Below are 26,912 nucleotides of genomic sequence, written 5' to 3'. Positions count from 1 at the left end.
AGCAGTCTGACCTGCGCACCGGTCGCAGGTTGTTCACCAGTGAGTCCGTGACCGAAGGCCACCCGGACAAGATCTGCGATGCGATCAGCGACTCGATCCTGGACGCGTTGCTGGGCCAGGACCCGCGTTCGCGCGTCGCGGTGGAAACCCTGGTGACCACCGGCCAGGTGCACGTCGCTGGTGAGGTCACCACTGACGCCTACGCCGACATCCCGACCATCGTGCGGGACAAGATCCTCGAAATCGGCTACGACTCCTCGGCCAAGGGGTTCGACGGCAACTCCTGCGGCGTGAACGTGGCCATCGGGTCGCAGTCCCCGGACATCGCGCAGGGCGTGGACACCGCGCACGAGTCGCGGGTCGAGGGCGTGCTCGACGAGATCGCCAAGCAGGGCGCCGGTGACCAGGGCCTGATGTTCGGCTACGCCTGCGACGACACGCCGGAGTTCATGCCGCTGCCGATCGCGCTGGCGCACCGCCTGTCGCGTCGGCTGACCAAGGTTCGCAAGGACGGCGTGCTGCCGTACCTGCGTCCCGACGGCAAGACCCAGGTGACCATCGAGTACGCCGGTGACCAGGCCGTTCGGCTGGACACCGTGGTGCTGTCGACGCAGCACGCGGCCGACATCGACCTCGAGGGCATGCTCGCCATCGACGTCAAGGACCAGGTGGTCGGCCCGGAGATCGAGCAGCTCGACCTCGACACCTCCGACACGCGACTGCTGGTCAACCCGACCGGCCGGTTCGTCGTCGGCGGTCCGATGGGTGACGCCGGTCTGACCGGCCGGAAGATCATCGTCGACACCTACGGCGGCATGGCCCGTCACGGTGGCGGTGCGTTCTCGGGCAAGGACCCGTCGAAGGTGGACCGCTCGGCTGCTTACGCGACTCGTTGGGTTGCGAAGAACGCCGTTGCCGCTGGTCTGGCCGGTCGCATCGAGGTGCAGGTCGCTTACGCGATCGGCAAGGCGGCTCCGGTGGGTCTGTTCGTGGAGACCTTCGGTACCGAGAACGTCGACCCGGCCCGCATCCAGTCGGCGATCAACGAGGTCTTCGACCTGCGCCCGGCGGCGATCATCCGCGACCTGGACCTGCTGCGTCCGATCTACGCCCAGACCGCGGCGTACGGTCACTTCGGCCGCCCGGACCTCGACCTCCCCTGGGAGCGCACGGACCGGGCCGACGCCCTCAAGGCCGCAGCCAACGCCTGACGTCTCACCCCGAAGGGCCCTCCGACCGGAACTGGTCGGAGGGCCCTTCGCGTTGCGAGTCCCCTTCGGGTGGTGGAGGATCACAGTTTCAATTGAAACTGTGATCCGTCGTGCCTGGGATTTACAGTTTCAATTGAAACTGTGGACCCACGACGTGTCCGGCGCCCGACACGCCGGAGGGTGTGGACAGGTTCCGGGTCCTGTGGAGAACTTCCGCAATTTCAATGGACATCAGACGTCTGATTTCCATTGAAATTGCGGGACCCGTTGGGCGCGATGGGGTGCGCTTAGGGTGGGGGAGTGGGGCCTGGTGGGGATCGATTCGTTCCTTACGGCCCGTCTCACTTGGTGCTCATGGCGCTGATCGTGGTCGGGGCCGTTGCGCTCGTCGTGCTCGGACGTCGGTGTCGCGAGGCGGGGACGATCGTGCTGTTCGCGCGGGTCTTCGCCGTGGTGGTCGTGGCGTTCGACCTGCCGCTGATGATCTACAGGATGCTGCCCTCGCGGTGGGCCATCGGTGATTCCCTGCCGCTGCACCTGTGCGGCCTCGCGTGGATGGTCAGCGCCTTCGCGCTGTGGTCGCGGCAGCCGCTGGCGTGCGCGCTCCTCTACTACTGGGGGTTGACGCTGACGCCGCAAGCGATGATCACGCCGGCCCTGGACGCGCCGGACTTCCCGTCGCTGGAGTTCATCGAGTTCTGGGGGCAGCACCTGCTGGTGATCTGGTCTGCGGCGTTCCTGACCTGGGCAGTCGGGGTGCGTCCGAACTGGCGAGGCTACTGGTTCGCGGTGGTGGTGACCCTGGGGTGGGCGGTGGTGATGCTGGCCTTCAACGCGTGGGCGGGCACCAACTACGGCTTCGTCAGCCGGAAGCCGAACAACCCGTCGTTGCTCGACCTGATGGGCGGTTGGCCCTGGTACCTGGCCGTGGCGGCGGTCGTCGGGATGGTTGCCTGGGCACTGCTGACCTGGCCGTGGACCCGATCCGTGCGTGCTTAGGCGCCCATGGCGAAGCCCTGCTGGCGCCAGGCTTCGTAGACCGCGACTGCGGCGGAGTTGGCGAGGTTCATCGAGCGGATGCCGGGCAGCATGGGGATACGCACCTGCATCGTCACGTCGTCGAGGACCTCGTCGGGCAGACCGGTGGATTCCGGGCCGAACAGCAGGACGTCGCCTGGCTGGTAGTCGACCGTTTCGTAGGAGCGCTTGGCTTTCGAGCTGAAGGCGAAGATCCGCTCCGGCTGCAGCGCCCGCCACGCCGAGTCGAGGTCCGGGTGGACGTGCAGGGCGGCCTGGTCGTGGTAGTCGAGACCGGCTCTGCGCAGCTTCGCATCTTCCACGGAGAACCCGAGCGGTTCGATCAGGTGCAGGGCGCATCCGGAGCCGGCCGCCATGCGGATCGCGTTGCCCGCGTTGCCGGGGATTTCCGGGTGGTAGAAGACGACGTGAAACACCCGAAATCGTTTCACACCGGTGCGCCCGGCGGCACTCCGGGGCGGAAAACCGTTGGTGCGGCGAGATCAACTGTTGTTGCCGGTCGACGCGTGGCGGCCGCCAGCAAGGGGTCGTGGGCACTTTGTGGGGCTACAGGACTCTGTTGTCTTATTGATCGTTATGCGGCGAGGGCGAGGTCGAGCCTGGCGAGGTGGCTGGTTCGTGTTGTGCCGGGCTGGACGCCTATCCACCAGGCGTCCAGGCGGATGAGGTTGATCGCGACCGCGCTGAAGACGTGCGCGAGGTGTGTTTTGGGCAGGCCGCGGTAGCGGGTGCGGCGGATGCCGGTGGCCGCGACCGCTTGGTGGATCGTGCCCTCGACGCCGGCCCGGACCGCGTAGCGTTGTTTCCACTCATCGGTGGTCTGCTCGGCGCGGGCGTGCTCGATGGTGTCGTGGATCTCGCGGGGCCGCAGCATCAGCTGCCGGCCGACGCGGGTGGAGCGTGTGCACTGTGGACGGACAGGGCAGGACTTACAGGCTGTGGCAGGGAAACGCAACACGATCGATTCCCGGCCGCGTTCGGTGCAGGGCGACCAGCTCGTGGTGGTCACCCCTTGTGGGCAGGTGACCTGGTGGTTGTCCCAGTCGATGGTGAACGCGCTGCGGTCGAAACCGCCGCCCGCGCGGGCCTGCGGGGAGGTGTCCTCGCGCAGCGGCCCGAACAGGGTGATCCCGAAATCGCGTGCGGAGTCCAGGAGTAACTCGGCGGAGGTGTAACCGGCATCCACGATGTGCTCGCCGGGAAGCAGATCGCGGCGGCCGAGACCGGCGTGAATGCCGCCGGTCATTTCGACGTCGGTGACGGTCGCGTCGGTGGTGGCCACGCCTGTGACCAGATGCGGCAGGCCGGTTTCGGTGGCCTCGTCGCAGGTTTCGGTGAGGTGAAGTTTGTAGCCTTCCCAGCCCTGGCCGCGTTTGGTGGCATACCGGGCGTCGGTGTCATACGGGGAGCAGATCCGGTCTCTGCCCGGCGGGAGGTCTTCGGCCTCCCGCCATGCCACCTCCTGCCCGTCGCCGGTGATCGTGCGGTGGTACTGCTGGATCCACACCCTCCGCAGGACGGTGATCGTGGGGATCTCGGCCAGCCACACCGGTGCGGTTTGGGCGCAGGCGGCCTCCAGCAGGGCGAATCCGTCGAGGCCGACCCGCGTAGCCATCGCCACACGTTTGTCCTGGCCCGCGGGTAGCCGATACGAATCGGCTCGGGCGCCGTAGCGGGCGACCCAGTCGGCGTCAATGTGGGTGGCCAGCCAGTCCGGGGCCGCCGCGGCCAGCGCCTCCAGCGCCGCTCGCAGCGTCTCAACCAAGAACTCCAACCGGTTGACTGATCGCACCGCCGCGAGCACATGGGTGGAATCGGTACGCTGCCGCCCCTTGGCCTTGACCAGCCCCAACTCCGAGCACCGGGCCAGCAGCAGATCCAGGACCTTCTCTTCCAGCCCATGGTCGATCAACCGCTGCCGGAACCCGGTCAACACGGTGTGGTCGAATCCCGGATCGGTCAACTCCAGGCCGAGCGCGTATTTCCAGTCGATCCGCGCCCGCACCGCTTCAGCGGCCTGCCGATCGGTCAGGTTCTCCGCGAACTGCAACACCGTGACCAGCGCCAACTGCCCCGGAGAGATCCCGGGTTTGCCCCGTACCCCAAACGCCGAAACAAACTCGGTATCAACGAACAAACCCGGCAGCTCATCACGGACCCGAATCGCCAACGTCCCCTTCGGAAACGCCGCCCGGGCCACCAGCCCGGTCTGCTCAGGAACCTCCGGCCACCCACGCGGCTGCACCGACACCGCCCAACCCCTTCTCCACCACCCAGAAGAAGATCAACACCCTACTGACCAGGCCCAAAATTACGCAACAGAGTCCTACAGCAACACAAAGTGCTCACGGGTCAGCGGGTGCGGGTGGAGTCGCGGGGGACCAGGCACGGGTCGGGGTTGCTCACGACCTGGGGGACCTCCGTGCCCTTCAGGTTCGCCAGCAGGAGCTCGACCGCGCTCGCCGCCGCTTGAGCCAGGTGCAGGTCCACCGCGGTCAAGGTCGGGGTGCTGGTGCGGGCTCGGACGCCGTCGTAGCGGGTGGCTACCTGCACGTCACCTGGGATGTTGAGCCCGCGCACCGCCGCTGCGCGCACTGCGCCGATGGCGAAGGCGTCCACCGCCGCGCAGATCGCGTCGACATCGGGGTGCTGCGCCAGCAGCTCCTCGCACGCGGCCTGCCCGGCGTCCTCGCCGCCCGACTCGTCGGCCTCGACGACCAGCGAAGGCATGTCGTGCTCCCGGGCGAATTCCGCGTAGACCTCCGCCAGGTCCACGTACCAGCTGCGGTGCCCGCTGCCCATGAGCAGGGCGATCCGGTCCGCGCCCTGCTCGCGCAGGTGGTCCAGCAGCAGGCGGCCGACCTGCGGTGCGCGCAGGTCGACGTGCGGCAGGTCCATGCCCTGCTGCGGACCCATGGTCACGATCGGCACCCCGCGGGACTGCAGGCGCTTGGTCGTCGGGTCGTCCTGGTCCGGCTCGATCACGATCGCGCCGTCGATGTCCAGCGAGTCCAGCGGCGGGTCGGAGGAGTCCAGTGGCGGCACCACCACCAGCGCGAACCCGTGCAGCAGCGCGGTCTCGGCCGCCGCGGCGGCGACCTCCATGAAGAAGCCGAGCTTGGACGGGCCGCCGCCCACCGCGACCGGCATCGACGACACCAGGCCGATGGTCCGCGACTGGCCGCTGCGCAATCGCTGCGCGCGCAAGCTCGGGCGGTAGCCGAGCTCGGCGGCGGCCCGGGCCACCCGCTCCCGCGTCCGCGGATCGACCTTGCCGATCCCGTTGAGCGCGTGCGACACCGTCGTGCGCGACACCCCGGCCGCCCGCGCGACGTCGGCGATCGTCGGCCGGATCGGTCCCGCCATCGCATCTCCTCACCTTCGAACCGCCGCTCAGGTTATTACGCCCCAACCCCTCACGACCAGGCTCCACGGTCACTGGATTTGCCCAGGTGGGGATGGCCGGGTGGGTGTCCTGACATGCCGCCCGCATGCCCTGATGTGCTGTTGACGGCCTGGTCCGGGGCTTCTGGTAGAGAAGAGGCATGGCAGGTGCAACACCCCGGAAGCGGAAGGGGGCGACGGAGGAGCGGACCGCTGCGGAACACCGACCGGTGGCCCGCGTGCTGGTCGACGTCCCGCTGCCCGTGCACCTGGACCGGCCGTTCGACTACCAGGTGCCCGACCGGCTCGACGCCGACGCGGTGCCCGGCTGCCGGGTGCGGGTGCGCTTCCGCGGCAAGCTGGTCGACGGCTACCTGCTGGAGCGCAACGAGACCACCGACTTCAAGGGCACCCTGTCCTGGGTCGAGCGGGTGTCCTCGGCCGAGCCGGTGCTGACCCCGGAACTGCTGGAGATGGCTCGAGCCGTGGCCACCCGCTACGGAGGCATGCTCACCGACGTGGTGCGCCTGGCCATCCCACCGCGGCACGCCGGAGCGGAGAAGAAGGCCCCGAGCGAACCCGGCCCGACTCCGCCGCGCCCGGAGGCCGGGAGCTGGGCTCGTTACCAGCACGGACAGTCCTTTTTGGACGCTGTGCATGCTGGCCGTTCGGCCCGAGCGGTCTGGCAGGCGCTGCCCGGGGAGGACTGGCCCGCCCGCCTCGCCGAAGCCGCCGCGACCGCCGCATCCGCCGGACGCGGTGCGCTGATCGTCGTCCCGGACCACCGCGACCTGCAGCGAGTGCAAGACGCCTGCACCGCCCTGCTCGGCGACGACGTCGTCGCTCTCGCCGCCGAAATCGCCCCCGCCGAGCGCTACCGGCGCTGGCTGTCGGTTCTGCGCGGCGCGGCGCGAGTGGTGGTGGGAACGCGCGCGGCGATGTTCGCGCCGGTGCACGACCTGGGCTTCGCCGCGGTGTGGGACGACGGCGATGACCTGCACAGCTACCCCCAAACGCCCTACCCGCACACCCGGGACGTGCTCACCCAACGCGCGCACGCGGCAGGCGCGGCGCTGATGGTCGGCGGCTTCGCCCGCACCGCGGAAGCCGCACTGCTCACCGAATCCGGCTGGGCGCACGAACTCGTCGCGCACCGCACCGAAGTGCGAGCGGCAGCGCCGCGAGTGACCGCCATCGGCGAGGACGACACCCAGCTGGCCCGCGACCCGGCGGCGCGCGCAGCGCGACTGCCGTCAGTGGCCTTCGAAGCGGCGCGAGCCGCGCTAGGCGCGGGAGCGCCGGTGCTGGTGCAAGTGCCGCGGCGCGGCTACGTGCCGGCGCTCGCGTGCGGCGACTGCCGCGAGCGGGCGCGGTGCCGGCGCTGCGCCGGGCCGCTGGCGCTGCCGGGAGGCAGCGAAGGCGGCGTGCCGAAGCCCGCGGCGTGCAGCTGGTGCGGAGCCGCGGAAGCGGCGTTCAAGTGCGCGAACTGCGGCTCGCGGCGGCTGCGCGCGATCGCCGTCGGTGCTGGTCGGACCGCGGAGGAGATGGGGCGCGCGTTCAGCAACGTGACGGTGCGGACCTCCGGGGCGGGCGAGGTGCTCGCGACGGTCCCGGCCAAGCCCGCGTTGGTCGTGTGCACGCCCGGGGCCGAGCCAGTGGCCGAAGGCGGCTACGGCGCGGCGCTGCTGCTGGACGGCCGGACGCTGCTGGCCCGGCCGGAGCTGCGCGCGGCTGAGACGACGCTGCGCTTGTGGTTCGACGCGGCCGCGCTGGTGCGCCCGGCCAGGGACGGCGGCCGGGTGGTCGTCATGGCCGACTCGTCGCTGCAACCGGTCCAGGCCCTGGTGCGCTGGGACCCGTCCTGGTTCGCTTCGCTGGAACTCGCCGAGCGCACCGAACTCGGCTTCCCCCCGGCGCGGCGGGTCGCGGCCGTCGACGGAACCCCGGACGCCATCGAAGCGCTCCTCGACTCGGCGGACCTGCCGAGCACGGCGGAAATCCTCGGCCCGGTACCGCTCGGCGAGGTGGACGAGGACGGCAACTCCGAGCGAGAACGCCTGATCGTCCGAGTAGACCGAACCGAAGGCCGAGCCCTGGCGAGCTCCCTCCACGCAGCCCAAGCCATCAGAGCAGCCCGCAAGGCAGCAGAACTCCAAGTACGCCTCGACCCCCTGGAAATGCTCTAGCCAGACACACCGGCGCGATCCAGCACCCACCTCCACACGCGCACCCGCGCTGTACCACCGCAACACCCCGAGAACAGGAAAGCCAAAATCAGTTGCCCGCCAGCCCGGTGCGCTGGTGGAATCGGGCAGGTGGACGCTTTCTTGGAGACCGACCGGCTGGTCCTGCGGAAGTTCGGCCCTGACGACGTCGACCTGCTCGTGGAGCTCAACGGCGATCCGAGCGTGATGCGGTACATCTTCGGCGGCCCGGCACCGACACCGACCGAGGTCGCCGAGGAGTTGCTGCCCAGGTACCTCTCCTACTACGAGAAGTTCGGCGGGCTCGGCAAATGGGCCGTGATGGAGCGGGAAACCGGTCGGTTCGTCGGGGTGTTCATGCTCCATCCGGAGGACGACGGGCCGCGCGACGAGGCCGAGCTCGGGTACCGGTTCCACCAGTTCTCCTGGGGCAAGGGGTACGCCACCGAGGGCTCGATCGCGTTGCTCCGCAAGGGGTTCAGCGACTTCGGATTGCGACGGATCTTCGCGCAGGCGATGACCATCAACCATGGTTCGCGGGGGGTGATGAAGAAAGCCGGGATGCGGTACGTGCGGACGTTCTTCAAGGATTGGCCGGGCCCACCGATCGACGGGTCCGAGCACGGCGACGTCGAATACGAGATGACTCGCGACGAGTGGCTGGCTCAGTACCGGTAGACGCGTTCGGCCACCGCTGCCGCGGGCTGCGCGTGGTAGCTGGCAGGGGCCGAGATCCGGTTCGGGTCGCCGTCGGAGGTGTAGCGGCGGGCCGGGTCGGCGGCCAGCTTGTCCAGCCAGGCCGTGGAGCCGAACTGAGCGTCCTCGCCGTTCGCCGCTTGGGAGCGGATGCGCGGCACGTTGGCCGGGTCGAAGTCCGCTGACCAGGGCGAATGCGCCGGGTTGGAACCAACCAGCAGGACGCTGTCGTGGTGGTAGGTCGTCCCGTCCGCCGAACCGTCGGCCGCCAGCCGCTCGTCGTCCGGGTGCACGCCCAGCGGCAGCGCGATCGACCGGACCTGCACGTCCGGCACGGCGTCGGTGATGATCCGCTGCATGCCGGCGATCTGCCGCTGAGCTTCGGTACTTGAGATCCGGCCGAGGTTCGGGTGGTCGAGGGTGTGGTTGCCGATCTCGAAACCGTGCTGGTGCAACCAGGTGAGGCTGCGCCGACCGGTGGGTTCCTCGAACGGCGGGTTGAAGACGTAGCAGGTCGCCACCGCGCGGAATCCCGGATGCGCGGCCGCCACGTCGAGCAGGATGCGGATCGCCGTGCCCGGAGCCGGCTCGCCCGAGCCGTCCAATGTGAACTGACTGGCCGATCCGTCGTCGAAGGTGAGCACCACCGGATGCGTGCCGGCCGGGATGTCGAACTGCCCGGTGGCGTGCTCGGTGGCGGTCACCGGGACGTAGTTCTCGGCCGCCAGCCGTTCCAGCTCTGCCCGGAAGTCCTCCGGCGTCCGGTCGTAAACGCTGGTCGGAGTGGTGGTGATCCGGTGGTACATCAGCACTGGGACGTCGCCCAGCTCGTTGGCGCCCACCGACTCCGGCGTCGGCGGGGGCGGAGGTGGCGGAGGTGGCGGGAGCTCGGCCATCTGGAGCGGCGGCGGTGGTGGAGGGGTGCTGCAGCCGCTCGAGGCCGCGAGTAGCACCGCCGTCACCGCGGCGACGGCGCGTCCGGCGCGCACAGCTGGCAGCACGTCATCAACCGTAGGTTCCGGTGTCGCGGCTTGGGGATACTCCAAGTGGTTAATTGATCTGCCGCGCCCCGGCTGGGAGGGTGGTGGAAGGAATTCCGCTTGAACGAGCACGAGTTTCGTGCAGCCGCGCGAGTTCGCCTAGTCGGGGAGGCGAAAGCGATGACGGATGCCGCAACCGCCCGCGCGCGGGCGATGCTGGCCGAGATTCCCAGATTTGTCGTGGTCGGAGTGGGCGCCGCGCTGGTCCTGCTGATCGGCGTGCTGTTCGCTCGAATGATGTCCACAGAGGACGTTGAAATCGGCGGGTTACCTGATAGCCCGATCACGTCTAACGCCGTGGGCGCGATTCAGATCCGCTCGGATGCCGACGACGTGCGAGTGCTGCTGGACGGCCGCGAGGTGCCCGCGAGCCGCGCGGAAGGCGTCTACCAGGTGTCGAAGGTCGCGCTGGCCGATGGGAACCACGAACTGCGCGTGGAGGTGCCAGGCTGGATCGGGTCGTCCACCACCAGCCGCGAGTTCACAGTGGACAACACGCCGCCTGCGCTCCAGGTCGAGGACTCGCTGCGAGCCGACGAGCCGAACACGCCGGTCACCGTCGCGGGAACCGCGCAAGGCGCCGCCGAAGTCCTGGTCGCCGGAAAACCCGTGGTACCAGGCCCGCAAGGAGGGTTCAGCGCGGTCGTCGAGCGGCCGGACCGCGAGGTGCCGGTCGTGGCCACCGACGCCGCGGGCAACCGCACCGAGCGGGCCCTGACCGTCCACATCAGACACCCAGGGATGCGTGCGGTGCACCTGACCGGGCTGGCCTGGACCAGCGACTCGCTGCGCGAACCGGTCCTGGACCTGGTACGACGGGGGCAGATCGACACCATCGAGCTCGACATCAAGGACGAGAGCGGGGAAGTGGTCTACGACTCCGCGGTCCCGATGGCGCAGCAGATCGGCGCGGTCAAGGGCTACTACAACGCCCGCCAGGTGCTCGACCAGCTGCACGGCATGGGTGTGCGGGTGGTCGGCCGGCTGGTCGCGTTCAAGGACCCGGTGCTGGGCGCGGCGTCCTGGAACGGCGGGCACCCGGAGCGGGTCGTGCAAACCGCCGGTGGCCAGCCCTGGAGCGGTGGTTACGGCGGCTACGCGTTCACCAACTTCGCCGATCCGACCGTGGTCCGCTACAACATCGACATCGCCGCCGAAGCCGCTGGTCTGGGCTTCGACGACATCCTCTACGACTACGTGCGCCGACCCGACGGTCACTTCGACCAGATGCGCATCCCGGGGCTGAGCACCACGCCGGAAGCGGCGATCGCGGACTTCCTGCGCCAGACCCAACTCGAGGTCCGCTCGCGCGGGGCGCTGCTCGGCGCTTCGGTGTTCGGCATCTCGGTGAACCGCCCGACCGAGATCGCCCAGGACATCCGCCAGATCTCCCAGTACGTCGACTACATCTCGCCGATGGTCTACCCGTCGCACTGGGCGGCCGGAGAGTTCGACGTGGCCAACCCCAACGCCCAGCCCTACGACATCGTGGTGCGCTCGCTGGCCAAGTTCGCCAAAGCGGTCGAGGGAACGGATGTGCAGATCATCCCGTGGCTGCAGGACTTCAGCCTCGGCGTGAGCTACGGGCCGGCGGAGGTGGGCGCGCAGATCAACGCCGCCCGCGACAACGGCATGACCTCGTTCCTGCTCTGGGCGCCCAACTGCCGATACCACGGAGAAGCTTTGGTGGCACCACGTTGAGCGTTCGCTGCTGGCGAGAAGAATCGGTGTTGTCATCCGAGGGGTTCGATGTGCATTGTTAGCGGGTTATCGATCTTGGAGGTTGCAATGCCCGCGAGGCCTGCCCGGCTCACCCTCGCTGTGCTCGCGTCCGGTGCTCTGATCGCACCGATGGCGCAAGCGGCCCCCGGCGGTCCGCCGGAACCACCGAAACAGGCTGAAGCGGTCGGCTACGGCGGCGCTGTGTCCAGCGTCGACCCGAACGCGACCCAGGCAGGCATCGACGTGCTCCGCCGCGGTGGCAACGCCGCCGACGCCGCTGTTGCCGTCGCTGCTGCACTCGGCGTCACCGAGCCGTACTCCGCGGGATTCGGTGGCGGCGGGTACTTCGTGCACTACGACGCCAAGACCGGCGAGGTCGAGACGATCGACGGCCGCGAGACTGCGCCGGCCAGCGCCGACGAGAACCTGTTCCTGGAGGACGGCAAGCCGATCCCGTTCAGCCAGGCGGTCACCAGCGGCCTCGGCGTTGGCGTGCCCGGCACCCCGATGACCTGGCAGAACGCGCTCGAGAAGTGGGGTCGCAAGGACCTCGCCGAAGTGCTGCGTCCGGCCGAGCAGCTGGCCGACAAGGGCTTCGTCGTCGACGAGACCTTCCGCAAGCAGACCGCGGACAACGAGGAGCGCTTCCGCGCGTTCCCGGCCACCCGCGACCTGTTCATGCCGGGCGGGAAGGTGCCCGAGGTCGGCAGCGTGCTGCGCAACCCCGACCTCGCCAAGACCTACCGCGAGCTGGGCAAGCGCGGCGCGGACGTGCTCTACAACGGTGAGATCGGCGCGGACGTGGTCCGGACCGTCAACCAGCCGCCGGTCGACCCGGCCGCGAACCTCAAGGTCCGCTCCGGCGACATGACCGCCGAGGACCTGAGCGCCTACGGCACGATCGAGCAGGACCCGACGCACGTGTCCTACCGCGGCCTCGACGTGTACAGCATGGCGCCGGGCAGCTCGGGCGGCACGACCGTCGGCGAGGCGCTCAACATCCTCGAGAGCAGCGACCTCTCCGCGGCCGACAAGACCGAGTACCTGCACCGGTACCTGGAAGCCAGCAAGATCGGCTTCGCGGACCGCAACCGCTGGGTCGGCGACCCGAAGTTCAGCGAGGTGCCCACCGAGGCGCTGCTCGACCAGGAGTTCGCGGACTCCCGCGCCTGCCTGATCAGCGACGACGCGGTGCTGCCGACTCCGGTGAAGGCGGCCGACCCGAACCAGCCGCAGGACTGCCAGGCCCGCACCACAGACGGCGTCGAGCCGTACGAGGGCCCGAACACCACGCACCTGACGGTCGCCGACGCGGAGGGCAACGTCGTCTCCTACACGCTCACCATCGAGCAGACCGGCGGCAGCGGCATCGTGGTGCCGGGGCGCGGTTTCCTGCTCAACAACGAGCTGACCGACTTCAGCTTCACCCCGGTCACGCCGGGTGAGCCGGACCCGAACCTGCCGGGTCCGAGCAAGCGGCCGCGCAGCTCGATGAGCCCGACGATCGTGCTCAAGGACGGCCAGCCGTACCTGGCGGTCGGCAGCCCCGGCGGCGCGACGATCATCACCACCGTGCTGCAGAGCCTCACCGGGCGCCTGGACCGCGGCATGTCCCTGGTCGACGCCATCGCCGAACCCCGCGCGTCCGAGCGCAACGGCAAGCAGACCGAGGCGGAACCGGCCTTCCTCGCGCAGCCGGAGGCGGAGAAGCTGAAGGCCATCGGCCACGAGTTCAAGCAGGTCGCCGAGATCGGTGCGGCGACCGGAGTGGAGCGCCTACCGGACGGCCGCTGGATCGCCGCGGCCGAGCGCGAACGCCGAGGTGGCGGCTCGGCAGCGGTCGTGATCCCAACCCGCTGACTCAAACACCGGAGGGCTCCGCTCGCCACCACGGCGAACGGAGCCCTCCGTCGTTGCGCGTCACCCTGGGGGCGGTCAATTTCGCGAGAAATTGACGTTCACCCGGGTGATGGTCAATTTCGCGCGAAATTGGCGCCACCTGCGAAAACGCGGCGCCGTGATTACGCGGCGCTACGGCGAGTGTCACCCCCGCATGTGTCAATTTCGCGCGAAATTGGCACCCGCCCGCACACAGGCGGAACCCTGATAGGGGTCAGGTCGTTCGGGTGGCTTGCCAGGTGGCGTGCTCTCGGGTGATCGCCGCTTCCGCGTCGGTGACCGCTGCCGACCACCGCTGTTCGTCGAGGTCGGTGTCCAGGCTGTCCCGGATCGCGCCCAGTTCGCGGGTGACCCGGCGGTAGGCCGCGGCCTTCGCTGCGTGCCGGCGGGTCGCGCCCCACGCCGCGAGCGCGGCGACCGTGGCCGCCGCCACTGCTGCCGCCGCGGCTCCGGCCTTGGTCAGCCCGGTGATGCCGAGGGCCTCGCTCATCGCTCCGGCCATGCCCAGCACCTCCACCACCAGCATCGCGGTGCGAAAGAACCGGGCTTGCTGCTGATGGTGCAGCGCGCGGGTCTCGTACCAGTCCTGCTGGTCGAGCATCCGGCCGATCAGGTACGCCTCCTTGCGCTCGGCCAGCGACGCGGAGCGCAGCGCCCGCATCCGCTCGGTGATCGTTTCGGCGGTGTGCTGCGACAGCGGAACGTCGGGGAGTTCCTGCTGCAGGGCGCGCAGGCGTTCGGCGAACTGCTCGTCGGCTCCCGCGGAGCCGGTCGGGAACGGTGCCGCGCCCACGGCGTAGCGCCAGGCCAGCGTCTTGGCCGACGTCGCGAGGGTGCGGCTCTCCGCCCAGAGCCGGTCCGGGCGAGTGCTGACCACGGCCAGCTCCACCACCAGCACTCCGATGAACGCCAGCGCTGCGCCCACCGCGAACAGGTCGGTGTCGCCGAGGGGCAAGGTCATCGTGGCGAACGCGGCCGCCGCCACGATCAGTGCCAACCGGGATCGCGCGGCTCGGAGGTAGGTGTGCCGTTGACGGGCTGCGGCGGCGTCTGCCGCCTGGAACAAGCCCGGGTAGTCGGCGGGGGTCAGTGCTTGCAGCTGTTCGGTGCTCGACATGGCCACTCCGTGACTCGGGACCCCCAGTGAATCGCGTCCGTCGGGTGAGCCGAATCGGCCGATTCGGCACAACTGCCACCACGCGGCCCAGCACGGCCGACGACTAGACTCGTCGGGTCGCCAACCACCACCGCCGATCTCCCAGGGGGCCCATGTGACCGTCCAGCCGATCAGACTCTTCGGCGACCCAGTGCTGCGCACCAGGGCCGACGAGGTGGTCGACTTCGACAAGGAGCTGCGCACCCTCGTGCAGGACCTGTGGGACACCATGGAGTCGCAGGGCGGTGCCGGACTGGCGGCGCCGCAGCTGGGTGTCGGTCTGCGGGTGTTCACCTACCACTGCGACGGCTTCGCCGGGCACCTGATCAACCCCACCTGGACGGCGGTCGGTGGCGACGAGCAGTTCGGTCCGGAGGGGTGCCTGTCCATCCCCGAGATGTTCTGGGAGTGCGTGCGCGCCAAGCACGTGGTGGCGCGCGGCTGGAACATGCATGGCGAGCCGGTCGAGGTGGAGGGCACCGACCTGCTGGCGCGCTGCATCCAGCACGAATCCGATCACCTGGACGGCGTGCTGTTCGTCGACCGGCTCGACGAGCAGACCCGCAAGGAAGCGCTGCGCGAGATCCGCCGCGCGGAGTGGTTCAACGGCGACGTCCCGATGATCAAGGAAAGCCCGCACCCCCTGTTCGGAGGCCGCTGATGCGAGTGGTCTTCGCTGGAACCCCCGCGCCCGCCGTCCCGGCGCTGCACGCCTTGCTGGAATCCGACCGGCACGAGGTCGTCGCCGTGGTCACCCGCCCGGACGCGCCCGCCGGGCGCGGTCGCAAGCTGGTGCGGTCGCCTGTCGGTGCGCTCGCCGACGAGCACGGCATCGAAGTGCTCACGCCCGCTCGCGCATCGGAGCCGGACTTCCTGGCGCGACTGCGGGAACTCGAACCCGACTGCTGCCCGGTTGTGGCCTACGGCGCGCTGCTGAAGGAGGAGGCGCTGGCCATCCCGAAGTTCGGGTGGATCAACCTGCACTTCTCGCTGCTGCCCGCGTGGCGCGGCGCCGCTCCGGTGCAGGCCGCGATCCGGCACGGCGACGAGATCACCGGCGCCAGCACCTTCCGCATCGTTCGGGAGCTGGACGCCGGACCCGTCTTCGGCGTGGTGACCGAGCAGGTGCGCCCGATCGACACCTCCGGTGAACTGCTGGACCGGTTGGCGGTGTCCGGCGCCGGACTGCTGGCGGCGACCCTCGACGGCGTCGAGGACGGCACGCTGCGGGCGGAGGAACAGCCCGCCGACGGTCTCAGCTACGCGCCGAAGGTCAACGTCGAGGACGCGAAGGTGGACTTCACCGCGCCCGCGACCGCAGTGGACCGGCTGGTCCGGGCGGTCACGCCCGATCCCGGGGCTTGGGCGCTGCTGGGCGACGAGCGGTTCAAGCTCGGCCCGGTGTCCATCGTGGACGATCAAGAACTACCGCCGGGCGAGATCCGGGTGGAGAAGCGCCGCGTGCTGGTCGGCACCGGAACCTCGGCCGTCGCGCTGGGCGAGGTGCAGGCGGCGGGCAAGAAGCGGATGGCGGCCACCGACTGGGCCCGCGGAACACGCATCGAGCAAGGAGAACGGCTCAAGTGAACGAACGCCGCCGTCGGCCGTCCCGGCCGGCAAAGGCCCACCCGCCGCGACGCAAGTCCGGCCCGCCGCGACCGGTGGAGGTCGACCCGGTGCGCCTGGCCGCGGTCGAAACGCTGCGGGCGGTCCGGGAACGCGACGCCTACGCCAACCTTGCGCTGCCGCCACTGCTCAAGCAGCGCCGGATCACCGGCCGCGACGCCGCGCTCGCCACCGAGCTGACCTACGGGGCGTGCCGGGCGCAGGGCCTGCTGGACGCAGTGATCGACGACTGCAGCAACCGGCCGCTGTCCGAAATGGACCCGAAGCTGCTCGATGCGCTGCGCGTCGGCGTCTACCAGCTGCTGCGCACCCGCATCCCGGCACACGCCGCCGTGGCGTCCACTGTGGACATCGTGAGGTACGAATCCGGTTCGAAGCTGGCTGGTTTCGCCAATGCGGTGCTGCGCAGTGCTACTGAGCTGGACGAGCAGGGCTGGGTCGACAAGTTGGCCCCGGCGCGCTCCGAAGACCCAGTCGGCTACCTCGCGATGCGTTACGCGCACCCGAAGTGGATCGCGCAGGCCTTCGCCGATGCGCTCGGTGTCGACGAGCTGGAAGCGGCGCTGGCCGCCGACGACGCCCGACCGGCGGTGCATCTCACCGCTCGACCGGGCGAGATCAGCGCCGACGAGCTCGCCGCGATCACCGGCGGCGACCCGGCGCCGTACTCGCCGTACGGAGTGCGGCTCGAGGCGGGCGCGGGCGATCCGGGCGACCTGGAACCGGTGCGTGAAGGCTTCGCGGCGGTGCAGGACGAGGGCAGCCAGCTGGTCGCGCTCGCGCTGACCCGGCCGGAGCTGACCGGCCCTGACCTGCGCTGGCTCGACCTGTGCGCAGGCCCGGGCGGCAAGGCGAACCTGCTCGGTTCCCTGATCACCATGGACGGCGGCACGCTCGACGCGGTCGAACAGGCCCCGCACCGCGCGGACCTGATCCGGCAGGCGACCGAGGGGCTGTCGGTGAACGTGCACGTCGGCGACGGCCGCGACTCGGGCCTGGAGCCGGGCTTCGACCGCGTGCTGGTCGACGCGCCGTGCACCGGGTTGGGCGCACTGCGGCGACGTCCCGAGGCGCGCTGGCGGCGCAAGCCCTCGGACGTCGGCGACCTGACGAAGTTGCAGCGGGAACTGCTGCTCTCGGCGATCAGCCTGACCCGTCCCGGCGGTCTGGTGGCCTACGTGGTGTGCTCGCCGCACCTGCCGGAAACCGAGGGAGTGGTCGCCGACGCGATCCGCCGCACCGGTGTGACCCAGCTCGACGCCCGCCCGTACTTCCCGGACGTCCCGGACCTGGGCGAAGGCCCGTCGGTCCAGCTCTGGCCCCACCGCCACGGCACCGACGCCATGTTCTGCGCCCTCCTCCAGGTTCCGGCCTGATAAGACGCCTCCGTCCCGGGCTCCACGCACTTTCAATGAGGTTTTTCCAGGCTCGTTTTGCGTGGCGGTGCGGGTGGCGGAACCTCAGACGCCGCCTGGCTGCGGGATCCCGTTTTTGTGTATGCCAATACACGGCGAACGGGCTGTCCTCGCCAGGCGGCGTCTGAGAACCCGCGGTGGTGCCGGTTGCGGGGGTGGGCTATGCGCCTGCGGCGCATGCGACCTTCGTCGCGCGGTGTCGGTCGTGCTTCGCGGTCACCAGCCGGACAGGATGAAAAGGGCTCAATGGAAATTGGACGTCTGATTTCCGTTGAAAGTGTGGAAGAACTCCACAGCCCGGGGGAGTTGTCCACATCCGTCGGTGTGTCGGGACTCCGACACGCCGACGGGCGCCGGTCACCCCGGATCCGGTCCCGGCGTGGTGTCGGGTGCGCAGTGCCGGGGACGTGCGTCGGCTGGAATCACAGTTTCAATTGAAACTGTGATTCTCCGTGGGTGGAGATTACAGTTTCAATTGAAACTGTGGTCCCGGTGGCCGCGCGGGCGGCTCTGCGCGCGCCGGGTTTCGGGCTTGAGAGGTGCGCAGTGTCTGAAGTGGACTTCCAGCAGTGGTTGGCCGTTGCGGTGGGCGAAGCCGAGGCCGGGTTGGCCGAGGGCGGGATTCCCATCGGTGCGGCGTTGATCGGTCGCGACGGAGAGGTGCTCGGCAAGGGGCACAACCGACGTGTGCAGGACGACGATCCTTCGGTGCACGGTGAAACCGCGGCCTTCCGGAACGCCGGGCGGCAGCGCTCCTACGCCGGGACCACGATGGTGACCACGCTTTCGCCGTGTTGGTACTGCAGCGGATTGGTGCGGCAGTTCGGTATCAGCCGCGTCGTGATCGGAGAGGCGCGGAACTTCCACGGGGGCCACGACTGGCTCGCCGAGCACGGCGTCGAGGTCGTGCTCCTCGACGACCCGGACTGCACCCGGATGATGGCCGACTTCATCTCGGCACACCCCGAGCTCTGGTACGAGGACATCGGCGAAGACGCGGACTGACGCCGAAAGGTCTGTCCCGTACCGCCCAGATCGGCCGGGCTAGGACTGCCGGTCAGTCGTTGGCCGGGGTCGTGGTTCGGCGGCGGAGGAAGTAGACCAGCAGGCCGATCACCAGCCAGGTCGCCGCTACCACCAGCGCTAGGTGGCTGGCTGTGACCAGTACGACCATCGAGATCAGACCGCCGATCACCGGGATGACCACTGTGGACGCTCGCCGTTCCCGGCCGGGGACGGCGAAGTAGCCGATCACAGAGGCGTGCAGCAGGACGAACGCGGTCAGCGCGCCGACCGTCACCATCGACGACAGGACCTCCAGGCCGTTCTCGGCTGAGGCCGCCCACACCGACACCAGCAGCGTTACCACTGCCGCCAGCAGGGTCGCGTTGCGCGGGACGTGGCTCCGGCGGTCGATCCGGGCGAGTGCTGCGGGCAGTTGGCCGTCGCGGGCCATGCCGAACAGGAGTCGGCTCACCGCCGCCTGCGCGATCATCGCCGAGAACGCCGGGGCGATCGCCTTCACCGACGTGACGGCCACCGCCAGCCAGCCGCCCAACGCGGCCCGGAGCATGTCGTAGAACGCCGAGTCCTGCGCGCTCGGGTCCGCCGCCAACTCCTGCGGGGTCAGCGGGTTCAGCAGCGACGCCAGGTAGGTCTGGACGAAGAACAGGACCCCGCTCAACGCCAGGCAGAACAGCAGCGCTCGGCCGACCTGGCGCGACGAACCGGTGTTCTCCTCGGCGAACGACGCGATCGCGTCGAAGCCCAGGAACGACAGCACCGCCACCGACACCGCGCCCAGCACCGCCAGCGGGGCGAACTCGCCGAGCCCGGTCAGCGGGGACAGCCACGGCCGGGCCGGGCCCTCACCGGCCAGCACCACGAGCGCGGCGACCACGAACACCAGGAGCAGCACGATCTCCACGGCCAGCACCACCGTGCCGACGATCGCCGCGACCTTGACCCCGGTCAGGTTCAGCGCGGTGACCACCGCGATCGCGACGCCGGTGGCCAGCCACACCGGGATCTGCGGCACCAGCGAGTTGGTCGCGATGCCGACGAACAGCGATGCGACGCTCGGGATGAACAGGTAGTCCAGCATGATCATCCAGCCGGCGATGAAACCCGGCGCGCGTCCCAGCCCGGCGGAGGCGTAGGCGAACACCGACCCAGCCAGGGGCACTGCGGCCGACATCCGCGCGTAGGACCACGCGGTGAACCCCATCGCGACGGTCGCCACGACGTACACCAGAGCCACCGCGCCGCCGCTGCGCGCGTCCAGCACGCCGAAGACGCCGACGGGGGCGAGCGGGCCGATGAACAGCAGCCCGGAGACGATCAGGTCGCGCAGCGTCAGCCGGCGCTGCAGACCTTCCGCGGTAGTGGTCATGTCCTCGATCCCAGGTTGGAACAACGCGGTCCCCGAAATGGTTGACCGCGAAAGCCTCGCAGCCGAGGCTGGACCGGCAACTCCAACGAACGTCAGGTGGTACGAATGTCTTCCACTCCGGTCGAAGTGACCCGGACCGGCCAGCACGCCTTCCTCGCGACCAACCCGCGCGGCGGCCAGGTCGCGATCGGACGGGAGGACGCCCCCGACGCGTTCACCCCCGGCGAGCTGTTGCTCGCCGCGATCGCCGCGTGCTCCGCGGTGACCAGCGAAAACCTGCTGGTCCGGCGGCTGGGCGACGACGCGGAGCTGACCGTGCACGCCGACCGCACCAAGGTGCCCGAGGACAAGCACAAGTTCGCTCGCATCCAGATCGGCTTGGACGTGGACCTCAGCGCGATCGAGGACGACGGCGACCGCACCAAGCTGCTCGAAGCCGTCGAGCGCGCCATCACCAAATACTGCACCGTCAGCCGATCGGTGGAGGAAGGTACCCCGATCGACCTCACCCTCCCCAACTGACCCCAGCACCCACCCCCGTTCGACCAGCAACGTCACCCGGAGTGGTGTCAATTTCGCGCGAAATTGACCGTCACCCGGGTGAACGTCAATTTCTCGCAAAATTGACCACCCCCCACGGAGCCAGGTGGGCTGTGCAACGAGTGCGCAACCGTGGCCGTCGGAGGTGGTGGTGGCGTCGTAAGGTGCTCGTCGCGCACCGAGTGGTGCGCGACGAGTGGGAGGCGCAGTGGCAGAGGAGACCGCACCGGCACGGCAGTCCGGATTGCGCCGGGATCTGTCCGGCCGCCAGGTCGGCATGATCGCCATCGGTGGTGCGATCGGAACCGGGTTGTTCCTCGGCTCGGGACTGGCGATCTCCATCGCCGGACCGGCCGTGATCATCGCCTACGCGGTGGCCGCGTTCGCCGCGCTGGCGCTGGCCTACGCGCTGGCCGAGATGATCGTGGTGCATCCGGAGGCCGGCGGGTTCGGCGCGGTCGTGCAGCGCTACCTCGGCGGACTGCCCGGGTTCGTGTCCCGCTGGATCTACTGGGCCGCGCAGGTGGTCAACATCGGCAGCGAAGTCATCGCGGCCGGGCTCTACGTGCAGTTCTGGTACCCGCAGCTGCCGCTGTGGATGCCGGTGGTGGCGTTCTCGCTGATGATGCTGGCGGTGAACTTCGCGGCCGTGCGGTTCTTCGGCGAGTTCGAGTACTGGTTCGCCATGATCAAGGTCGTCACCATCGTGGTGTTCATCGGCCTGGGCGTGTTCTACATCTTCTTCGGCCTGCCCGGCCAGCAGCCGGCCGGCGTCGGGGCGCTGACCGATCACGGCGGGTTCCTGCCCAACGGCATCGGCGCGGTGTGGCTGGCGCTGACCGTGGTCACGTTCTCCTACCTGGGCACCGAGGCGGTGTCGATGACCGCCGCCGAGTCCCGCAACCCCGGCCGGGACGTCCCGCGCGCCGCGCGCGGCATGGTGCTGCGGCTGGCGCTGTTCTACGTGCTCGGCATGCTCGTGGTGGTCTCGATCCTGCCGTGGGACGAGGTGTCGTCCTCCGGTGAGGTCACGGAGAGCCCGTTCGTGCGGTTGTTCAGCATGGTGGGCATCCCCGCAGCGGCCGGGATCATGAACTTCGTGGTGCTCACCGCGGCGCTGTCGGCGATGAACACCAACCTCTACATCACCTCGCGGATGACCCACTCGCTGGCGATGGACGGCTACGCGCCGAAGTGGTTCGCCGAGGTCGGCAGCAGCGGCGTGCCGCGCCGGGCCCTGGTGCTCTCCGCGGCGGGGCTGGGCCTGGCCGCGGCGCTGGCGGTGTTCGCCGAGGACAGCGCGTTCGCGATGCTGCTGGGCTTGGCGCTGTTCGGGGCTCTGGTGACCTGGTTGATGATCTTCGCCAGCCAGCTGGCCTTCCGCCGCCGCCGCGCGAAGGAGGGCCTGCCGCCCTCCCCGGTCCGGCTGCCGGGTGCCCCGGTGACGACGGTGCTGGCGATGCTGTTCGTCGCGGCGGTCCTGCTGACCACGCCGTTCACCGAGCAGTTCAACACCGCCTGGAAGGCCGGCGTCCCGTTCGTCGTCGTCCTGTGCGTCGCCTACTACATCGTCAACCGCCGCAAACCGGCTCGGAGCGAGCCCGAGGTCGAGAGCGCGCAGTAGTCGTCGGAGGGCGATCTCGCGGGGGAATCCTGCGAAATCGCCCATCCCGAACCGCTCGCCCGATCGGGTGGTGAGGGCGATCTGAGCTGGGGAATGCGCGGGATTTACACTCGCGCATGTGTCGAACCAGCCGATGATCGCGCCCTCCATCCTCTCCGCCGACTTCGCCCGCCTCGCCGATGAGATCGCCGCCGTGAACGGCGAGCCCGGCAAGCGTGCCGACTGGCTCCACGTCGACGTGATGGACGCGCACTTCGTGCCCAACCTGACCCTGGGGCTGCCGGTGGTCGAGTCGATCCTGAAGGCCACCGATATCCCGATCGACTGCCACCTGATGATCGAGGACCCGGACCGCTGGGCCATCGGCTACGCCGAGGCCGGCTCCCACAACGTCACGGTGCACGTCGAAGCCGCCAAGGACCCGATCGCCATCGCCAAGAACCTGCGCGCCGCAGGCGCCAAGGCAGGCCTGTCGATCAAGCCGGGCACCCCGCTCGAGCCCTACCTCGACGTGCTCAAGCACTACGACACGCTGCTGGTGATGTCGGTGGAACCGGGCTTCGGCGGCCAGAAGTTCATGGCCGACGTGCTGGACAAGGCCCGCAAGGCGCGCAAGCTGGTCGACACCGGTCACCTCAAGCTCCTGGTGGAGATCGACGGCGGCATCAACGCCGACACCATCGAGCAGGCGGCCGAGGCCGGCGTGGACTGCTTCGTGGCGGGTTCGGCGGTCTACAACGCCGACGACCCGGCCCAGGCGATCGAGGCGCTGCGTGCCAAGGCGGCCCCGAACTTCGCCCACGCTCGGCAGTGACCAAGGCTCGTGAGCGTTTTGGGGCGCTGCAGCAACCCGAAACGCTCACGAGGCCCGATGGGAGGACGTCGATGGTCGTTCGTGGCGAAGAGCAGGCGATGCGAGCCGCGATCGCGGCCAGCGAGCAGGTTCGCGGCACCACCAGCCCGAACCCTCCTGTCGGCTGCGTGATCCTCGGTGTCGGCGGCGAGGTCGTCGGCGTCGGCGCGACCCGGCCCCCGGGCGGTCCCCACGCGGAAGTCGTCGCGCTGCGCGCGGCGGGGGAGCGGGCCAAGGGCAGCACCGCCGTGGTCACGCTCGAACCCTGCTCGCACACCGGACGCACGCCGCCGTGCACCGATGCGCTGCTCGCAGCCGGTGTCGCGCGCGTCGTGCATGCCGCTTCCGACCCTAACCCGCTGGCCAGCGGTGGCGCGGAAATCTTGCGCGCGGCGGGTGTTGAAGTCCTCGGTGGACTGTTGGAGGACGAGGTGGAAGCTGGGCCGTTGCGCGCCTGGCTGCACTTCGCCCGCACCGGACGGCCGCACGTGACCTGGAAGTACGCGGCCACTTTGGACGGACGTTCGGCGGCTGCGGACGGCACCAGCAAGTGGATCAGTTCCGCCGAGTCCCGTGCCGAGGTGCACCGGATCCGCGCCCGGATGGACGCGATCATCGCGGGCACCGGCACGGTCCGCGCCGACGACCCGCACCTGACCGCCCGCGCTCCCGACGGCGCGCTGCTGGACCGGCAGCCGCTGCGGGTCGTGGTCGGAGACAGCGAGATCCCGCCCACGGCGAAGGTGCTCGACGACGCGGCCGAAACGATCCAGCTGCCCGGCGGCGATCCCCGAGCCGCGCTCGCCTCGTTGGCTGAACGCGGCGTGGTCGACGTGCTGCTGGAAGGTGGGCCGCGGCTGGCCGGGGCGTTCTTGCAGGCCGGCTGCGTGGACCGGGTGCTGGCCTATGTCGCCCCGGCGCTGCTCGGTGCCGGGCCAGCGGCCCTGGGCGATGCCGGAGTGGCGAGCATCTCGCAGGCATGGCGATTGCAGATCGAAGAGACGACGATGAGTGGCCCGGACGTCCGCATCAGCGCAGTTCCGCAGGAGCGCTGAGCAGGTCCGGCAGTGTGCAGGGAGGCAGCAGTGTTCACCGGGATCGTCGAGGAACTCGGCACCATCGAGGCGGTCGAGCCGCTGGCCGACGGCTGTCGGCTCACCATCCGAGGTCCCGTGGTGACCGCGGATGCAAAGCACGGCGACTCGATCGCGGTCAACGGTGTGTGCCTGACCGTGGTGACCGTCGAGGACGGGCGCTTCACGGTCGACGTGGTGGCGGAGACGCTGCGCCGCTCCTCGCTCAAGGGCATCGCCACCGGTGACCGGGTCAACCTGGAGCGCGCCATGGCGCTCGGGGAACGGCTCGGCGGGCACATCGTGCAGGGCCACGTCGACGGCACCGCCGTCCTGCGCGGCACCTCGGCCGACGGTCTGACCAGCTTCGATCTGCCGCAGCGGCTGTCGCACTACCTGGTGGAGAAGGGCTCGATCACCGTCGACGGCGTCTCGCTGACCGTGGTCGAAGCGGGGGAGTCGACGTTCAGCGTCGCGCTCATCCCCACCACCAAGGAGCTGACCACGCTCGGCCTTCGCGCACCGGGTGACGAAGTGAACATCGAGGTGGATGTGCTGGCCAAGCACCTCGAACGGCTCGCGGAGGTGCAGCTGGCCCACCAGGCCCGCGGTGCGCAGGCCCCTTCGGGGGACAATGGCGGCGTCAGGGAGGCGCAGTGATGAACCCCGAGGTTGGCGGCACGGTGAGCACTAACAAGTTCGACAGCATCGAACGCGCGTTGGCCGACATCGCGGCCGGACGTCCGGTGGTGGTGGTCGATGACGAGGACCGCGAGAACGAAGGCGATCTGATCTTCGCCGCGGAGAAGGCGACGCCCGAGCTGGTGGCGTTCATGGTCCGCTACACCTCCGGCTACATCTGCGTCGGCATGCCCGGTGAGGACTGCGACCGCCTCGACCTGCCGCCGATGTACTACTGGAACCAGGACCGCAAGGGCACCGCGTACACGGTCACCGTGGACGCCGCCGACGGCGTGACCACCGGCATCTCGGCCTCCGACCGCGCCAAGACGCTGCAGGTGCTGGCCGGTGAGGAGTCCACGGCCAAGGACCTCACCCGTCCCGGCCACGTGGTTCCGCTGCGCGCCCGCGACGGCGGCGTGCTGCGTCGCCCCGGCCACACCGAGGCCGCGGTCGACCTCTCCCGCCTGGCCGGTCTGCGTCCGGCCGGTGCGCTGTGCGAGATCGTCAGCCAGAAGTCCGAGGGCGACATGGCCCGCCGCGACGAGCTGGAGGTCTTCGCCGAGGAGCACGACCTGGCGCTGATCACCATCGCCGACCTGATCTCCTACCGCCGGCGCTTCGAGAAGCAGGTCGTGCGGGTCGCCGAGGCCCGGATCCCCACCGCGCACGGCAACTTCCGCACCGTCGGCTACGACAGCACCCTCGACGGCATCGAGCACTTGGCCCTGGTCTACGGCGAGATCGGCGACGGCGAGGACATCCTGGTGCGGGTGCACTCCGAGTGCCTGACCGGTGACGTGCTCGGCTCGCTGCGCTGCGACTGCGGCCCGCAGCTGGACGCGGCCATGGAGAAGGTCGCCGAGGCCGGTCGCGGCGTCGTGCTCTACATGCGCGGGCACGAGGGCCGGGGCATCGGCCTGATCCACAAGCTGCAGGCCTACCAGCTGCAGGACGACGGCGCCGACACCGTGGACGCCAACGTCGAGCTGGGCATGCCGGTGGACAGCCGCGACTACGGGCAGGGTGCGCAGATCCTGTGCGACCTGGGCGTGAAGTCGATGCGGCTGCTCACCAACAACCCGGCCAAGCGGGTCGGCCTGGAGGGCTACGGGCTGAAGATCGTGGACCGGGTGCCGCTGCCGATCCGCCCCAACCCGGAGAACATCCGCTACCTGCGGACCAAGCGCGACCGCATGGGCCACGTGCTGGACAATCTCGACGACGGCGAGGATTCCTCGATCAACGGCGAGACTGGAGTGACGGCATGAGTGGCGAGGGGCGGCCGCGCGTCAGCGTGCCGAAAGCCGGCGAGCTCCGGCTGGGCATCGCGGCCATCCGCTGGCACGAGCGGTTCGTGGAGCAGATGCTCTCACGCGCGTTGGCGGCGGCCGAGCAGGCGGGCATCGCCGAGCCGACCGTGGTGCGAGTGCCCGGTTCCGTCGAGCTGCCGGTGGTCTGCCAGCAGCTGGCGCACCAGCACGACGCGGTGGTGGCGCTCGGCGTGGTCGTCCGCGGCGGCACCCCGCACTTCGAGTACGTCTGCGACTCGGTCACCCAGGGCCTGACCCGGGTGGCGCTGGACGAGTCCACGGCGATCGGCAACGGCGTGCTGACCTGCGACACCATGGAGCAGGTCGAGGCGCGAGCCGGGTTCGAGGACTCGGTGGAGGACAAGGGCTTCGAGGCCACCGCGGCGGCTCTGGAGACCGCGCTGGTGCTGCGGGAGCTGCGGGGCTGGGACGGCGAGCGGGGGTTCTTGTGAGCGTGGAGGTCCGACCGCGCAAGGTTCGGCGGGTGGCGATCCCGATCGCGGTGGTGCTGATCGTCGTATTCGTGATCGTCGGGCTGCTACTGGGGGACACGCCGACCGGGGCGTACTTCTCGGTGTCCGACCAGATCTCGATGGGTCTGCTGGGCGTGCTGCTGGCGGCCGGGGTGATGCTGCTGACGCGGCCGCGGCTGCGCGCCGACGCCGACGGGCTGGAGGTCCGCAACATCATCGGCACCCACCGCTACTCGTGGCCGATCGTGCAGGCGGTGACCTTCCCGGACGGTTCCGCGTGGGCCCGCCTGGAGCTGCCCGAGGACGAGTACGTGCCGATCATGGCCATCCAGGCCTCCGACGGCGAGCAGGCCATCAAGGCGATGCGCGACCTGCGCGAACTCCGCCGTCAGGCCCAGGACGCCTGATACGGCGTGGCATACATGAGTCTGGGCACCCGCAGTCCAGGCGGGCGCTGAGGTTCCGCTACCCGCACCGCCACGCAGAACGAGTCCAAAAACAGGTTCTAAAACTGGCACGAGGCCCGCGACCAATGTGGTCGCGGGCCTCGTTGCTGCTCAGCGGGCATCCGC

Annotated in this window: 24 protein-coding genes; 18 read left to right on the top strand and 6 right to left on the bottom strand. The window is 69.7% G+C overall.

The features are described from left to right. Positions 1-29 precede the first annotated feature (29 nt). Both metK and ACWCO2_RS02625 read left to right on the top strand, forming a co-directional pair. On the top strand, positions 30-1,211 hold the full coding sequence (metK, locus tag ACWCO2_RS02630; protein ID WP_450126014.1) for a methionine adenosyltransferase: 1,182 nt from the start codon (positions 30-32) through the stop codon (positions 1,209-1,211). Positions 1,212-1,511: 300 nt separating this feature from the next. Continuing rightward, positions 1,512-2,210, top strand: coding sequence for a YwaF family protein (locus ACWCO2_RS02625; protein WP_450125942.1), 699 nt, complete (start codon positions 1,512-1,514; stop codon positions 2,208-2,210). Here ACWCO2_RS02625 and ACWCO2_RS02620 read toward each other — a convergent pair. The 3 genes from ACWCO2_RS02620 to ACWCO2_RS02610 form a co-directional block, all read right to left on the bottom strand. Then, complete coding sequence (locus ACWCO2_RS02620; protein WP_450125941.1) at positions 2,207-2,665, bottom strand: tRNA (cytidine(34)-2'-O)-methyltransferase; 459 nt, start codon at positions 2,663-2,665, stop codon at positions 2,207-2,209. The genes ACWCO2_RS02625 and ACWCO2_RS02620 overlap by 4 nt on opposite strands. Before the next feature lie 158 nt (positions 2,666-2,823). After that, the gene (locus ACWCO2_RS02615; RefSeq protein ID WP_450125940.1) at positions 2,824-4,500 is read right to left on the bottom strand and encodes an IS1182 family transposase; all 1,677 of its coding nucleotides are present in this window, start codon (positions 4,498-4,500) and stop codon (positions 2,824-2,826) included. Between the two features lie 101 nt (positions 4,501-4,601). Beyond that, positions 4,602-5,615, bottom strand: a complete 1,014-nt coding sequence (locus ACWCO2_RS02610) for a LacI family DNA-binding transcriptional regulator (RefSeq protein ID WP_450125939.1) — start codon at positions 5,613-5,615, stop codon at positions 4,602-4,604. Between the two features lie 179 nt (positions 5,616-5,794). Here ACWCO2_RS02610 and ACWCO2_RS02605 point away from each other — a divergent pair, with 179 nt between their 5' ends. Continuing rightward, entirely contained in the window at positions 5,795-7,819 is a 2,025-nt protein-coding gene (locus ACWCO2_RS02605) for a primosomal protein N' (protein ID WP_450125938.1), read from the top strand. A gap of 129 nt (positions 7,820-7,948) precedes the next feature. Then, positions 7,949-8,515, top strand: a complete 567-nt coding sequence (locus ACWCO2_RS02600) for a GNAT family N-acetyltransferase (RefSeq protein WP_450125937.1) — start codon at positions 7,949-7,951, stop codon at positions 8,513-8,515. Here ACWCO2_RS02600 and ACWCO2_RS02595 read toward each other — a convergent pair. Further along, positions 8,503-9,531, bottom strand: a complete 1,029-nt coding sequence (locus ACWCO2_RS02595; protein ID WP_450126013.1) for a polysaccharide deacetylase family protein — start codon at positions 9,529-9,531, stop codon at positions 8,503-8,505. The two genes, ACWCO2_RS02600 and ACWCO2_RS02595, sit on opposite strands and share 13 nt — an antisense overlap. A gap of 162 nt (positions 9,532-9,693) precedes the next feature. Here ACWCO2_RS02595 and ACWCO2_RS02590 point away from each other — a divergent pair, with 162 nt between their 5' ends. Then, positions 9,694-11,274: a putative glycoside hydrolase gene (locus tag ACWCO2_RS02590; protein ID WP_450125936.1), complete on the top strand. Its 1,581-nt coding sequence runs from the start codon at positions 9,694-9,696 to the stop codon at positions 11,272-11,274. An 87-nt stretch (positions 11,275-11,361) separates the two neighbouring features. After that, positions 11,362-13,155, top strand: a complete 1,794-nt coding sequence (ggt, locus tag ACWCO2_RS02585; protein ID WP_450125935.1) for a gamma-glutamyltransferase — start codon at positions 11,362-11,364, stop codon at positions 13,153-13,155. Between the two features lie 253 nt (positions 13,156-13,408). Here ggt and ACWCO2_RS02580 read toward each other — a convergent pair whose 3' ends face one another. Beyond that, a complete protein-coding gene (locus ACWCO2_RS02580; protein WP_450125934.1) occupies positions 13,409-14,311 on the bottom strand; it encodes a DUF4231 domain-containing protein in 903 nt (300 codons plus the stop codon). A 154-nt stretch (positions 14,312-14,465) separates the two neighbouring features. On the opposite strand from ACWCO2_RS02580, the gene def reads away from it, so the two are divergent. From def to ACWCO2_RS02560, 4 genes are all read left to right on the top strand, one after another. Further along, complete coding sequence (gene def, locus ACWCO2_RS02575; RefSeq protein ID WP_450125933.1) at positions 14,466-15,011, top strand: peptide deformylase; 546 nt, start codon at positions 14,466-14,468, stop codon at positions 15,009-15,011. Beyond that, on the top strand, positions 15,011-15,937 hold the full coding sequence (gene fmt, locus ACWCO2_RS02570) for a methionyl-tRNA formyltransferase (RefSeq protein ID WP_450125932.1): 927 nt from the start codon (positions 15,011-15,013) through the stop codon (positions 15,935-15,937). Before def ends, fmt begins: the two co-directional genes overlap by 1 nt. Then, on the top strand, positions 15,934-17,352 hold the full coding sequence (locus ACWCO2_RS02565) for an RsmB/NOP family class I SAM-dependent RNA methyltransferase (RefSeq protein ID WP_450125931.1): 1,419 nt from the start codon (positions 15,934-15,936) through the stop codon (positions 17,350-17,352). Before fmt ends, ACWCO2_RS02565 begins: the two co-directional genes overlap by 4 nt. 585 nt (positions 17,353-17,937) lie before the next feature. Then, positions 17,938-18,396, top strand: coding sequence for a nucleoside deaminase (locus tag ACWCO2_RS02560; protein ID WP_450125930.1), 459 nt, complete (start codon positions 17,938-17,940; stop codon positions 18,394-18,396). A gap of 52 nt (positions 18,397-18,448) precedes the next feature. Here the strand turns inward: ACWCO2_RS02560 and ACWCO2_RS02555 are convergent, their stop codons facing one another. Further along, on the bottom strand, positions 18,449-19,783 hold the full coding sequence (locus tag ACWCO2_RS02555) for an APC family permease (protein ID WP_450125929.1): 1,335 nt from the start codon (positions 19,781-19,783) through the stop codon (positions 18,449-18,451). A 105-nt stretch (positions 19,784-19,888) separates the two neighbouring features. Here ACWCO2_RS02555 and ACWCO2_RS02550 point away from each other — a divergent pair, with 105 nt between their 5' ends. The 8 genes from ACWCO2_RS02550 to ACWCO2_RS02515 all read left to right on the top strand — a co-directional run bounded on the left by ACWCO2_RS02550 (position 19,889) and on the right by ACWCO2_RS02515 (position 26,747). Further along, positions 19,889-20,305, top strand: coding sequence for an OsmC family protein (locus ACWCO2_RS02550; RefSeq protein ID WP_450125928.1), 417 nt, complete (start codon positions 19,889-19,891; stop codon positions 20,303-20,305). A gap of 226 nt (positions 20,306-20,531) precedes the next feature. Then, positions 20,532-21,947: an amino acid permease gene (locus ACWCO2_RS02545; protein ID WP_450125927.1), complete on the top strand. Its 1,416-nt coding sequence runs from the start codon at positions 20,532-20,534 to the stop codon at positions 21,945-21,947. A 133-nt stretch (positions 21,948-22,080) separates the two neighbouring features. Then, the gene (rpe, locus tag ACWCO2_RS02540; RefSeq protein WP_450126012.1) at positions 22,081-22,761 is read left to right on the top strand and encodes a ribulose-phosphate 3-epimerase; all 681 of its coding nucleotides are present in this window, start codon (positions 22,081-22,083) and stop codon (positions 22,759-22,761) included. A gap of 71 nt (positions 22,762-22,832) precedes the next feature. After that, complete coding sequence (gene ribD / locus ACWCO2_RS02535) at positions 22,833-23,855, top strand: bifunctional diaminohydroxyphosphoribosylaminopyrimidine deaminase/5-amino-6-(5-phosphoribosylamino)uracil reductase RibD (RefSeq protein ID WP_450125926.1); 1,023 nt, start codon at positions 22,833-22,835, stop codon at positions 23,853-23,855. Between the two features lie 30 nt (positions 23,856-23,885). Beyond that, a complete protein-coding gene (locus ACWCO2_RS02530; protein ID WP_450125925.1) occupies positions 23,886-24,533 on the top strand; it encodes a riboflavin synthase in 648 nt (215 codons plus the stop codon). Further along, on the top strand, positions 24,533-25,825 hold the full coding sequence (locus tag ACWCO2_RS02525) for a bifunctional 3,4-dihydroxy-2-butanone-4-phosphate synthase/GTP cyclohydrolase II (RefSeq protein WP_450125924.1): 1,293 nt from the start codon (positions 24,533-24,535) through the stop codon (positions 25,823-25,825). Before ACWCO2_RS02530 ends, ACWCO2_RS02525 begins: the two co-directional genes overlap by 1 nt. After that, positions 25,822-26,319 (top strand): 6,7-dimethyl-8-ribityllumazine synthase, encoded by a 498-nt coding sequence (gene ribH / locus ACWCO2_RS02520; protein WP_450125923.1) that lies wholly within the window; start codon positions 25,822-25,824, stop codon positions 26,317-26,319. The genes ACWCO2_RS02525 and ribH overlap by 4 nt, the downstream gene beginning before the upstream one ends. A 32-nt stretch (positions 26,320-26,351) precedes the next feature. Beyond that, positions 26,352-26,747, top strand: coding sequence for a PH domain-containing protein (locus tag ACWCO2_RS02515; RefSeq protein WP_450125922.1), 396 nt, complete (start codon positions 26,352-26,354; stop codon positions 26,745-26,747). Positions 26,748-26,912 lie beyond the last annotated feature (165 nt).

The sequence above is a fragment of the Saccharopolyspora sp. NPDC002376 genome, from assembly GCF_053593195.1.
The sequence above is the reverse complement of the archived record's forward strand: the minus strand, read 5'-3'. Positions and strand labels throughout refer to the sequence as shown.

Excerpts from the sequence above, each read along its gene's own strand:
- ACWCO2_RS02610 (WP_450125939.1), bottom strand. The coding sequence starts at position 5,615 with ATGGCGGGACCGATCCGGCCGACGATCGCCGACGTCGCGCGGGCGGCC.
- ACWCO2_RS02605 (WP_450125938.1), top strand. The coding sequence starts at position 5,795 with ATGGCAGGTGCAACACCCCGGAAGCGGAAGGGGGCGACGGAGGAGCGG.
- ACWCO2_RS02590 (WP_450125936.1), top strand. The coding sequence starts at position 9,694 with ATGACGGATGCCGCAACCGCCCGCGCGCGGGCGATGCTGGCCGAGATT.
- ggt (WP_450125935.1), top strand. The coding sequence starts at position 11,362 with ATGCCCGCGAGGCCTGCCCGGCTCACCCTCGCTGTGCTCGCGTCCGGT.
- ACWCO2_RS02580 (WP_450125934.1), bottom strand. The coding sequence starts at position 14,311 with ATGTCGAGCACCGAACAGCTGCAAGCACTGACCCCCGCCGACTACCCG.
- fmt (WP_450125932.1), top strand. The coding sequence starts at position 15,011 with ATGCGAGTGGTCTTCGCTGGAACCCCCGCGCCCGCCGTCCCGGCGCTG.
- ACWCO2_RS02555 (WP_450125929.1), bottom strand. The coding sequence starts at position 19,783 with ATGACCACTACCGCGGAAGGTCTGCAGCGCCGGCTGACGCTGCGCGAC.
- ACWCO2_RS02550 (WP_450125928.1), top strand. The coding sequence starts at position 19,889 with ATGTCTTCCACTCCGGTCGAAGTGACCCGGACCGGCCAGCACGCCTTC.
- rpe (WP_450126012.1), top strand. The coding sequence starts at position 22,081 with ATGATCGCGCCCTCCATCCTCTCCGCCGACTTCGCCCGCCTCGCCGAT.
- ribD (WP_450125926.1), top strand. The coding sequence starts at position 22,833 with ATGGTCGTTCGTGGCGAAGAGCAGGCGATGCGAGCCGCGATCGCGGCC.
- ACWCO2_RS02525 (WP_450125924.1), top strand. The coding sequence starts at position 24,533 with ATGAACCCCGAGGTTGGCGGCACGGTGAGCACTAACAAGTTCGACAGC.
- ribH (WP_450125923.1), top strand. The coding sequence starts at position 25,822 with ATGAGTGGCGAGGGGCGGCCGCGCGTCAGCGTGCCGAAAGCCGGCGAG.